Origin of the sequence: Amycolatopsis sp. La24, from assembly GCF_029087445.1 — a bacterium.
Lineage (GTDB): Bacteria > Actinomycetota > Actinomycetes > Mycobacteriales > Pseudonocardiaceae > Amycolatopsis > Amycolatopsis nivea.
On sequence record NZ_JARACH010000048.1, the window covers coordinates 57,439 to 67,559 of the forward strand.

A 10,121-nucleotide genomic window follows, 5' to 3' on the forward strand; every position below is an offset into this window, starting at 1 on the left:
CCGGGAACCACCAAGCCCGCAATTACCACGGTCCCCCGGTCAACAGGGCACCCAGGCCGCGCAGCGCCCGACGGCCTCCCGCTAAACTTACTCGCGGGCCGCTAGCTCAGTTGGTAGAGCAAAGGACTTTTAATCCTTGGGTCCAGGGTTCGAGCCCCTGGCGGCCCACAAGTTTCCGCAGGTCAAGCCACCTTTCCTGTTAAGTTCAGCGAGGTGGCCTCGGCTGGCGAGGTCGTGTGAGGTCCCTGGGCGAGGTTGCTCAGGGTTTGATTCCGACGGCGGCGAGTCCGAGACGCCTGGTTGGCGTCGGTGCGGTCATGCTGGGGCCGTCGGGCCACCAGTCGTCGAACGCCACGAGGCCGGGCGGCACGAGTTCCAGTCCGTCGAGCAGGGCCTCGATCTCGGCGCGGGTGCGGTAACGGCCAGTATTGGGACAGCGGACCTGCCAGGTGGCCTCCAACGCGCACGCGGCGTCGTGCTCAGGGCCGGTGCCGGGATCCCACCAGTGGCTCACGACGACGGCGGAACCGGGTGCGAGCGCGTCACGGTAGGTCGCCATGAGCTTGTCGGGATGGGCGTCGTCCTCGACGTGGTGCAGGGTGTCGGTGAGCAGCAGCCCGATCGGGCGGGTGAAATCCAGGAACGCACCGGCGGCGGGCAGGAGTTCTTCAGGATAGGTGTAGTCGGCCTGAAGGACGAGGCTGCACTCGCCGTCTTGCAGCAGGGCGCGACCGTGGGCCACGACGATGCAATCGGCGTCGGCGTAGGCGACCCGAGCGTCGGAGTTGTGGCGCTGGGCGACCTCGTGGGTGTTGTCGAACAGGGTCGGCAGCCCGACGCCGCAGTCGAGGAACTGGTCCATCCCGATGCCGGCGAGGTACCGCACGGCGCGGACGTGCCACGCGCGTTCGGCGCGGACCAGGTCTTTGAAGCCGGGTGTCGCGTGTTCGAGCTCGGCCACCAGGTCCCGGTCGATGGAGTAGTTGTCCTTGCCGCCCAGCGCGGCATCGCGCACCCGGGCTACCCCAGGGCGGGTGGTGTCCAGCGAGGGACACATCGGGTGGGTGCTGTTGATGTGCGCCATGACTGGCCTTCCCCACGGGTGGGCTCGTTCACCCCGACTCGAACGAACCCGTTGACACTGTAACGGCGTGCGCGGCTGTGGCACCCGGGCGCCGCTGTACCGGAGCGACAGTGGCGCGACGGCCCGGGTGTCCCGCTCTGGCTGGGGGTGTGACCGGTATCCGCGACGTCCATGACGGCGGAGCGGTGCACCGTGTCACCGAGGTTTCCCCGGCGGCGAGCCGTCGCGTCGTGGTTGCCAGAGGTCGGTGTTCGGGGCGCATGGTCGCTAGCCGGTCACCGACGATGCCGGTGCGTCGGTGTCGGCGGTCTTGACGGTGTGGGCGTCCAGGATCGCGGTGCGCGCCGCGTGGGCGAGGATGGCTTGCGTTCGCGCGGTGAAGCCGAGGCGGTTCCAGTGGAAAATGATCGCGTAGCTGATGACCTCGCGGAGGCCCCTGCGAAGGCGACCCTCGCTCGCTGCGGCACCGAGCGCGTGGCCGGCGTCGCGGAATGCTCGTGTCCAGGGGGCGATGGATGCCAGCGGCCCGCCCGGGCCGAGCAGTGACCCCCTGTCGGTGATGTCGGCGAGCAGGGGTTGGCGGATCGCCGCGGCCATGGCGGCGACGTTGCCGGAGGTGATGTCGGCGGGCAGCGGGCGTTGCTGGGAGACGTGGTGCCAGATGTCGCCTTGCTCGTACCACTCGATGTGGGCGGCGCGCATGAGCGTGCTGCACAGCAGCAGGGACAGCTCGCGGCGGCCGAGGCCGATGTCGCGGTGCGCCACGGTGAGGATGGCGTGGCTGTCGGCGCAGAACAGGTCGTGGGCGATGTCGATACCGGGGTGGTCGCCGAAGGCGGCGGTTTCCGGTTCGTAGATCCCGGTCCACCACGAGTGGAGGTGACCGCGGGCGGTGAGGTCGTCGAAGGCGCCGGAGAGCGTCTGTATCAGGGCGTGGCGGTGTTGTGGGCCGACGTGGAGCCGCAGTCGCCAGCAGGGGTGTTTGCGGATGAACCACCACCCGCTGGTCATGTCGTCATCGGCAGCGAGGGTGAGCAGCGGGGCGAGGTGCGCGGTGGCGGTGTGTTCGGCGTTGTCCCAGTCGGTGAAGCGGAGGTAGACCTGCCACCAGCTGGGGTCGGTGTGCTGGTCGAGCGCGCGCTGGCCCGCGTCCCGGTAGATCTCGATCGCGTCGGACAGTGCGAGCGCGTCCATCCCGGCTGTCGAGGCGGCCTGGTCCACTGGCGTGCCGGCGAGGACGGTGGCGATGGCGTGCTCGAGGCCAGGGCACGGGGTCAGGTGATCAGCAGGCATGCGTCCCATCCCGAGATCGGTGGTGTGTCGTGAGTCGCGGTGTGCGCGGCGAGCGCGAGTCCTGCCGTGCCGGTGAGGAACCCGGCGGCCTGTTCAGATGTGTTCGAGGTGGCGTGGCTCAACGATGCGGCCAAACGCGGCAGGTGCTGGCTGATGTCGGCGCTGAGCGCGTCTTGGGCCGCGCGCCAGGCGGTCTGGTAGAGCCCGGCCCAGCCGTGGCAGAGGCTGGTGTCGGTGACGTGGGCGAGTTGGCCGGAGTCGGCCAGGCAGACGGCGAGGGCGTCTTCGGCCAGGCGTTGCCGGGCGGTGTCGCCGGCAGCGATGGCGGCGATCTGCTGGGCGCGCGCGATTCCGGGGGTGCCGTAGCACCAGCTCGGCCGCAGTGGGCCGCGCTGGTGGGCTCGGCCGGTGCGGATTTCGTCGTGGGTGAGCCATTCCGGCCACCACGGGCCGGAATCGTCGTCGTGGCGCCAGGTGTCCAGGTGCGCGCAGATCCGGGCGATGGCCTCGGCGTGGCCCTCGACGGTGACACCGCGGCGCAGCGCGGTGCCGAGGAAGGCCAGCACGCCGCAGATGCCGTGCGCGAGGCCGAGGTTCGCGTGGCCGCCGGGTGTCGCGATCGTGGTGTCCGGGTCGTGCCCAACCCACCATCCGGGCAGCTGGTCAGGCCGGGGTTCGGTCAGGCGCACGAGGTGGTTCAGGACCTGTTCGAGTACGTCGGCGCCGGGGTTGTGCTGGAGCAGGAGCCGCCCGATCCCGGTCAGGCCGGTGAACAGGTCGTACTCGCTGAAATTCGGGGCCTCGCCACGGCTGGCGCGGGCCGCAGCGGTCTCAACGCGGTGCTGGGCCAGCGTGCGGACGCGAGCTTCCAGGGTGGCGACAGCGTCCTGGTAGCGGTGCCGCCCGTCGGCCTGCGCCGCGTGCAGGAGGAAGGAGATTGCCGGTGCGCCGAGGTAGAGGTTGGTGTCGGCGGCGATGCTGACGCCGCGGGAGGTCGCCGCAGTGACCCACGGGTGGGCGGTGGCCCAGGATCCGGCTCCGGCGAGGGCGCGTTCGATGTGCAGCAGGGCGATCCCGGCCGCGCCTTCGGCCAGCGATTGCTCCCGGCCGCTGTGGTCGTCTGGGTCGGTGACCGGGACCGCCAGGCGCGCGGCCAGTTGGTCGGAGAGCGTTTGTGGTTCCCGCGTGGTGGTCATGCTCGGTCCTGGCGGAGAAGGGCGAGGCGGCGCTGGGCGGTGGCTCGGGCGAGGCGAGCGGTGACCTTTTCCGTGCCGGGGTCCACGCTCACCGCGCGCAGGTGGTGGCTGTGCAGCAGCGTCCGCAGCACTAGCCGTTCCTCGACGCTTTCGTCGTGTGCCGCGCGTTCGCGGTAGGAGGCGAGGGCGTGGTGGCGCTGCTGCCACGCCTCGGTGACGGCGTCTCCGCCGGGTAGGGGCCGCAGCTGGCCGTGGTGGTCGACGAGGGCGAGTGCGGCGTCGGCGAGCGCGCGGTCGAGCTTGCCGGGTTCGTGAGGCAGCAGGTCGACCAGGTCGCGCAATCCGAGCTGCGGGGAGGTCGCCAGTGACGCGACGATCTCGGTCATGGAGGCCGCCGCAAGGGCTTGGCCGGGTGTTTCGGTGCGTTTCGCACAGCGCAGCTGTTCCACGGCGGCCACCGAGTCCGCGGTGAACACCTCGTCGAGGGCGTCGCGTGTTTCCGGGGTGTGGCCGAGGGCGGCCGGGGATGGTGTTGCGGAGGCGTAGGTGAGTTCGGCGAGCAGACCTGCCTCGCTCAGGGTGCCGGCCCAATCCGTGAGCTGGGCGGCCACGGCCTCGTGGGTGTCGGGGCGGGTACGCAGGCACAGCACGAGGTGCTGGTCGCAGTCGGCTCGGGCGGGGTCGTGATGTCGCCAGAACCACCACGGCGCGGCGCCGTGCTCGGTGTTGACGCCGGTGATCAGGCCGGGCAGGTAGTCGGTGAGGATCTCGTCGAACCGTGTGGGATGGGCGTGCAGGTGTGCGCGGATGATTCCTGCCCTGCCTGGCATCGCCGTGTCCGAGCGGCGCACCGCGACGTGTGGCCGGGCTGCTCGTGTCTCGTCGTGCCCCGGTGTCTTGGCCGGTGGGGCGGCGCGCAGTGGGACCACTAGTTCGCAGGGGCGCCCGGCCCAGCCGCCGGGTTCGTGAGGTCCGGCCTCGCGCAGTTCGAGGTGGCCGGTCCGGTTGCGTTCCAGGCGGCTGCGCAACAGTGCGCGATCAGCGTGGTCGTCCAGGTCGAGCGGGAGCCGGAGTTCACCTTCGACCAGGACGACCGCCGAGGGCACCCGCCACCGTGCCCGCCAGGTGTGCAGCGCCTCGTCCCAGGAACCGGTGCCCGCGGCGGGTGGGACGTCAGTGGGGGTGAGGTGCCAGCGGGCGGGCGAGAGGACGGCGCGGCCGTGGCGGATGCGGGGCACGAACGGCAGGTCGTCGGCGACGCCGTAGCCGAACGGGCCGTACACCGCGCGGCGCGCGGAGGCGACCTCGGCCAGGAACCGCGCCAGCGGCGGGGTCTGGATGGTGTTCTGCAGCGCGTGCGGGATGTGCGGCTGGACCCGCCGGCCGGTGGAGATCCGCACAAGCGCGATCTCATCGGCGTCGGCGGTCACCGCCAGATCGTCCAGCTCGATCACGGTCCGCTCGGTGGCGTGGTGTTCGCCGAGAGGGATCAGGTACGGCAGGAACCGGGGTACGCGCACGATGTTCTCGTTGCCCTCGCGCCGTGGCGGGAACGACAGCTGCGCGCAGGCGACGTCGGCGCAATCCGGGGCGTAGCTGGCGGCCAGCCGTTCCCGGTCCTGTTCGGACAGCAGGCGGGTGAAGCGTCCGGCCATGCTGGTGGCGTGCATCGGAGCGCCGGTGACCCACAACTGGAAATGCCCGCGTTCCAGGGCTTCGGATGAGGTGGCATGAAGCTGGAACGCCAGCTCCGCTCGAGCGGGCGCGATGAGTTTCGCGTGGTCACCGACGCGGAGATCCTCGAGGACGGACTCGGTCACGGCGATCTCGGCCCGGCCCTCGGTGCTGGCGCGCTGGATCAGCCGCAGGAGGGTGACGTCGCGTTCGGTGACGAGGTGCGCGGCGCGCGGCCGGGCCGCGCCGAGAAACCCGGCGGGGAAACCCAGCCCGGAGTCGGCGATCACCTCGCGCACACCGACGACCGCGCCCGCGCCGTAGCGGTCCAGGAACCGGGCGTGCCAGTCCTTCCATGCCGGATCGCCGAACGGGAACGGGGTGAGCCGCAGGAGCGTCGTCGCGGCGATCTCCGCCTCGCGCAGCACCGCCTCGGGAACGGTCAGCTCGCCGGCCACCGCCACGTCCACGGCCTGGACCCGCCCCGGGGTCGGATGGAGCGCGCGCATCCGATCCTCGGTCTGCTCCAACGCGATCGCGTGCTCGGCCATCGGCGCCCAGGCACGCGCCGAGGCCAGCTCGTCCCGGATCGCGGTGAGTTCGGCGGTCATCTTCACCAGGTCGGGCAGGTCGTCGATGCCCGCGGCGTCGAGTTCGGCGAGCAGGTGCGACAACGGGTCCGTCGCTGTCAACGGTGGTCGCAGTGTGGTGATCAGCGCGCCGCTCTCGACCAGTTGCGCGAGCAGTCGGCCGATGGTCTCGGGGTCGGTGGCGGGGAAGTCGGAGCCGATCCGCTCAGCCAGCTCCGCCATCCGCACCGGGGACGCCGCGCCTCGCAAGGCGTTCTCGACCGCGCGGGTGTAACGGAGGGAGGTGTCGAGTGCCGCGCCGCGCTGGGGCTGGGTTTCGTCCGGGCGGGCGGGAATCACGACCCGGGTGCCGCGCCGGAACGCGGCGTTGTTGGCGACCACTGTCAAGCGCGGCAGCAGGTCGTGACGTTGCTGCAGGCCCGTGATGATCTCGCCGAGCCATCGGGCGTCCGCCCGCGCCGACACCCGGCATTCGGGGTCGAGGCGAGCGGACGCCGGGGCGTCGGTGGAGGCGGCGGCGACTCCGGCGAACAAGCCGAACGGGGTCGCGCGCCGCCTCCACCGCAGCAGGTAGGACGAGGTGGCCGACAGCACACGCCGAACCTGGCGCGGGTCGCCGTCGCGGCCGGAGACGAGCTGGTCAATCTGCTCGGCCAGCACGGGGCTCGCGATTCGCAGCGCGGCACGGACCTCGGCGCGGTGCCATAACCGCACCAGCCACGCCCGGCCAGTCCCGGAGGCGTCCCCGGTTCCGGCGGACACGGCCTCGGGCACGTCCAGCCCGCCTGGGTCCGTGCTGACCCGGGCCAGCACCAGATCGACGTGCTGGAAATGGGTCCGTTTCGCGGCCATGAGCCTCGCCCTGTCTTCTACTCGGAGTCGGTCACAGAGGCGTGGCGACGTGGCTGGTGCAGGCGGACCCGCAGGTCGTGCCGCCGCAGTTGTCGCTGGTGTCGCACGACATCTTCGCCAGCGGCAGGCTGTCGGCGATCACCGTCAGATCCAGCGAGAACTCGTCGGCCTCCTCGGCCGGGGAGGTAAGGGCCAGGGTCATAATCGATCACTCCTTCTCGGTTACTTCTTGGTGTTCCTGGCCTGTCGGGGAAGGCCAGGACATCGTGATGCGCTGGTGCCGCTTGTCGACAACCACGCCGTCGGGCAGCCGCTCGTCCGGGGTGCCGGGCGGCCACACGCCGAAGGTGGGCCCAGGGCCGTGGCGCTGGTCGCGGTCCCACGCGCGGATCTGCTCGCAGAACGCGGTGACGAGGTCGTCCGCGTGCGGGCCGAAGGCGTGCGCGCCGAATTCGGCGATCCCGGGTTCGACACCTCGCGTAGTCAGATACGCGACCGAGTCACCCTCGATGGCAGCGGAGTCGAACCACACGGTGCCCTCGTCGACCAGTACCGGCCGCAGCGACGCCTCGGCGCGCAGCTTGCCGAACCCCGGGAAAACGGTGGCCAGCCACAGTTGCAGCGTTTCGAACGACTCGGCTCCGCCGATCCGCACACCCGTCCACGCCTGCGCACGCGGGGTGTCCAGGACGCCGTCCAGGTCGGGGACCTGCTCGCAGGGCCAGCCGTCGTCGAACCGCATCACCGCGTCGGTACCGCGCAGCGGCACCAGCTGCTCCTGGTGCGCTCCGTCGCCCTGCATGGCGACGAATCCGCAGATCTCCGCCGACCGGCTCACCAGGTGATCGCCCTCGCGGACCAGTTCCAGGGAACGGGTCAGTCCCCGCACCCGCAGCGGCACCACCAGCCGACCGTCGGGGGCGAGCTGGTCCAGCCACGCCTGCGGGATGTCCCAGGCGCCGACCGTGACGATGATCCGGTCGTAGGGTGCGAAGTCGGCGATCCCGGTCTCGGCGTCGGCGAGGATGACGTTGACCCGCTCGTAGCCGGCGGCGTCCAGCAGCCGCCGGGCGCGTTCGGTGACGTCGGAGTCGATGTCGACGGTGGTGACCTGCCCGCCGGGTCCGGCCAGCCACGCCATCATGGCCGCGTTCACCCCGCCGGAGCCGATCTCCAGTGCCCGCATCCCGGGGCGGATGTCGGCCTGCTCCAGCATCCCGGCCTGCAGCTGCGGCGAGGACACCGTGCTGATCGGCACGCCGCGCTCGTCCCGCTTCACATGCACCGCGTCGCGAGCCTTGTACGCCTGCGCCGGTGTCGCCTCGGGGGCGAACAGATGCCGGGGCACCCCGTCGAACACGGCGGCGACCCGGTCGCTGCGGATCGCCCCCATCTCCCACAACTCGGCGATCATCGCCTTCCGCAACTCGTCGGGGTCCTCGGCCGCGCGGGCGGCATCGGTGTCGGTGTGTTCAGGTGTGCTGATAGCAGTACCTTCTTTCATGGCTGGGGCCTCCGGGGAACGCTTGATGTGCTTGTCCCGCGAGGACTGTGATGAGACAGCGTCCTCGGAGGTTTTAGCCGGAGGCTTGTCGTCTTGGAGGGTGTTGTCCCGATGAGGACTGGTTTATCAGCACGACGCGCGGCCTCCGGTTCCAGTTTTTTCGTTCCTGGACACGAAGGGAGTCGGCGCATTTGCTGGGAGCAGGTATCGACTGGGCGGAGTCTTTTCATGATGTGGCCCTGGGCCGCCCGGGCGAGGGAGTGATCGAGCAATTCCGTATTGACCACACCGCGGCGGGAGTCGGTCGGCTTGTGGCTCGCTGCCTGGAATTGGAGACCGACCCGGCCGACGTGCGGATCGTGCTGGAAACACGACACGGTCTTCTGGTCGAGGCGTTGACTGATGCGGGCTTCACGGTCCTGCCGGTCAATCCGGATGTGGTGGCCCGCCGCCGGGGGCCGGCCAAGAAGAAAGACGACGCCGAGGACGCCCGGATTTGCTGCTTGCTGGCATTGGATCAGTTCCTGGAGCTGCGGAAACTGATCCCGCACGGTGAGTTGGCGGGCGAATTGCGCGCGATCGCCCGAGACGACGAACGCGCCGCCCGCGACGAACGAAGGCTGCTCAACCGGCTGCGTGCGGACTTGCTGGCCATCTTCCCGGCCGCTCTGGCCATCGCCGGCGGCGACCTCGGCTCGCCGGTCATGCTGAAGCTGTTGAGCCGCTGGCCAGGCCATGACCAACTGGCCGCAGCCGGCCCCGGCGACATCGCCGCGTTCGCTCGCGCCGCTAAACACGGCTGGCCCGACCGCTTCGCCGCCCGCGTCGCTGACGCCCTGGACGCTGACCGGTTGCCGGTCAAAGAGTATCTGGTGCGCGCGAAATCCGGCACGATCGCGCTGACTGCGACCCAATTGCTGGCCATCCGCGATCAACGGAGGGCGTGGGAACGCCGCATGGCGGAATTGCTGCTCGGATCGGCCCGTCATGGCCGCGCGAAACAACCGAAGGAGCCTGATCCGGGAAAAGCGATCCCGGGCGGTGAGATCTACCTGAGTTTCCCCGGGCTCGGGGACCGGCTCGCCGCCCGGATAGCCGGAGAAATCGGAGACGACATCACCCAGTTCGACACACCCAACGGGTTGCAGTGCTATGGCGGCACCGCCCCCGTCACCCGACGCTCCGGCCGGAGCGAGTTCGTCGTCGCCCGCCGTTTGGCGCATAACCACTACCTGGGCACCGCCGTGACGGCGCTCCCTGAAAGTCCCCAGGGGTACTCGTCGAAATTCCCCAGCTGAGGTGTGCCAGCTTAGCCTGGGTCAGCGGTGGAGTGGGATCACTCCGTCGGGTGCTGCCAGGGGCATCTGCGGGCGGGCGGCTTCGGGTGTGGTGAGCAGGGCGACGATGGTGACCGGGCCGCCGCAGTGCGGGCAGTCGCGTTGCGCGGCCGGCTGCGGCAGCGGCGCGGGCGCGCTCGGCGGGGCGGCCGCCGGAGGCGGCCCGAAGGACGTGTGCGGGTGGCCGGCCCGGTCGATCTCGCGGCGGGCGGCGGCGGTGCGTTTGCACTGGCGCGAGCAGTAGAGGCGGGTCTTGGCCTGACGTCCGGTCGCGATGAACGCTTCCCAGCAGATCGGGCAGGTCTTGCGCGTCGCGTTGTAGTTCGGGTCGCGCGGGTCAGGAGACATGCGCGTTCACCGCCTTGCGCAGCTTGTCCGATGTGGACTGATGGGTGCGGAGTCGGTAGGAGGGGCCGTCGATGCCGACGACGGTCGCGCGGTGCAGCAGCCGGTCCAGCATCGCCGCGGTTATCTGACTGCTCGGGTTGAGTGTCCACGATGTACACGATTGGGTTGGCGTGCCTCCCTTGCGTCCGTTGTGGACGGATTACCTTGCTCCGTCTATGACGGGATCAGCGTTGAGGGTGCAGC

Annotated in this window: 9 protein-coding genes and 1 tRNA gene; 2 read left to right on the forward strand and 8 right to left on the reverse strand. The window is 70.4% G+C overall.

Annotation, left to right across the window (positions count from 1 at the left end; translation table 11 throughout):
• Positions 1–95: 95 nt before the first annotated feature.
• Positions 96–168: transfer RNA gene (locus PUT80_RS33525), tRNA-Lys, on the forward strand.
• Between the two features lie 91 nt (positions 169–259).
• Here PUT80_RS33525 and PUT80_RS33530 read toward each other — a convergent pair.
• From PUT80_RS33530 to fxlM, 6 genes are all read right to left on the reverse strand, one after another.
• Positions 260–1,084, reverse strand: coding sequence for an SAM-dependent methyltransferase (locus tag PUT80_RS33530; RefSeq protein ID WP_101436318.1), 825 nt, complete (start codon positions 1,082–1,084; stop codon positions 260–262).
• Between the two features lie 267 nt (positions 1,085–1,351).
• Positions 1,352–2,377: a thiopeptide-type bacteriocin biosynthesis protein gene (locus tag PUT80_RS33535; RefSeq protein WP_101436319.1), complete on the reverse strand. Its 1,026-nt coding sequence runs from the start codon at positions 2,375–2,377 to the stop codon at positions 1,352–1,354.
• Positions 2,359–3,573: a lanthionine synthetase C family protein gene (locus tag PUT80_RS33540; protein ID WP_101436320.1), complete on the reverse strand. Its 1,215-nt coding sequence runs from the start codon at positions 3,571–3,573 to the stop codon at positions 2,359–2,361. The genes PUT80_RS33535 and PUT80_RS33540 overlap by 19 nt, the downstream gene beginning before the upstream one ends.
• Complete coding sequence (locus tag PUT80_RS33545; protein WP_101436321.1) at positions 3,570–6,689, reverse strand: lantibiotic dehydratase; 3,120 nt, start codon at positions 6,687–6,689, stop codon at positions 3,570–3,572. The genes PUT80_RS33540 and PUT80_RS33545 overlap by 4 nt, the downstream gene beginning before the upstream one ends.
• Positions 6,690–6,720: 31 nt before the next feature.
• Entirely contained in the window at positions 6,721–6,891 is a 171-nt protein-coding gene (locus tag PUT80_RS33550) for an FxLD family lanthipeptide (RefSeq protein ID WP_081685088.1), read from the reverse strand.
• Positions 6,892–6,897: 6 nt separating this feature from the next.
• Positions 6,898–8,193 (reverse strand): methyltransferase, FxLD system, encoded by a 1,296-nt coding sequence (gene fxlM / locus PUT80_RS33555; RefSeq protein ID WP_167441929.1) that lies wholly within the window; start codon positions 8,191–8,193, stop codon positions 6,898–6,900.
• Between the two features lie 191 nt (positions 8,194–8,384).
• Here fxlM and PUT80_RS33560 point away from each other — a divergent pair, with 191 nt between their 5' ends.
• Positions 8,385–9,491 carry an IS110 family transposase gene (locus PUT80_RS33560; RefSeq protein WP_246370192.1) on the forward strand — a complete coding sequence of 369 codons (1,107 nt, stop codon included), beginning with the start codon at positions 8,385–8,387 and terminating at the stop codon, positions 9,489–9,491.
• A gap of 21 nt (positions 9,492–9,512) precedes the next feature.
• On the opposite strand, the gene PUT80_RS33565 is transcribed toward PUT80_RS33560, so the two are convergent.
• On the reverse strand, positions 9,513–9,878 hold the full coding sequence (locus PUT80_RS33565; RefSeq protein ID WP_101436322.1) for a hypothetical protein: 366 nt from the start codon (positions 9,876–9,878) through the stop codon (positions 9,513–9,515).
• Positions 9,868–10,002 carry an ATP-binding protein gene (locus PUT80_RS33570; RefSeq protein ID WP_275294527.1) on the reverse strand — a complete coding sequence of 45 codons (135 nt, stop codon included), beginning with the start codon at positions 10,000–10,002 and terminating at the stop codon, positions 9,868–9,870. Before PUT80_RS33570 ends, PUT80_RS33565 begins: the two co-directional genes overlap by 11 nt.
• Between the last annotated feature and the right edge of the window lie 119 nt (positions 10,003–10,121).

What these genes read in the sequence shown, in the direction of transcription:
- PUT80_RS33545 (WP_101436321.1), bottom strand. Translation starts at nt 6,689, where the DNA reads ATGGCCGCGAAACGGACCCATTTCCAGCACGTCGATCTGGTGCTGGCC.
- PUT80_RS33550 (WP_081685088.1), bottom strand. Translation starts at nt 6,891, where the DNA reads ATGACCCTGGCCCTTACCTCCCCGGCCGAGGAGGCCGACGAGTTCTCG.
- PUT80_RS33565 (WP_101436322.1), bottom strand. Translation starts at nt 9,878, where the DNA reads ATGTCTCCTGACCCGCGCGACCCGAACTACAACGCGACGCGCAAGACC.
- PUT80_RS33540 (WP_101436320.1), bottom strand. Translation starts at nt 3,573, where the DNA reads ATGACCACCACGCGGGAACCACAAACGCTCTCCGACCAACTGGCCGCG.
- PUT80_RS33535 (WP_101436319.1), bottom strand. Translation starts at nt 2,377, where the DNA reads ATGCCTGCTGATCACCTGACCCCGTGCCCTGGCCTCGAGCACGCCATC.
- fxlM (WP_167441929.1), bottom strand. Translation starts at nt 8,193, where the DNA reads ATGAAAGAAGGTACTGCTATCAGCACACCTGAACACACCGACACCGAT.
- PUT80_RS33530 (WP_101436318.1), bottom strand. Translation starts at nt 1,084, where the DNA reads ATGGCGCACATCAACAGCACCCACCCGATGTGTCCCTCGCTGGACACC.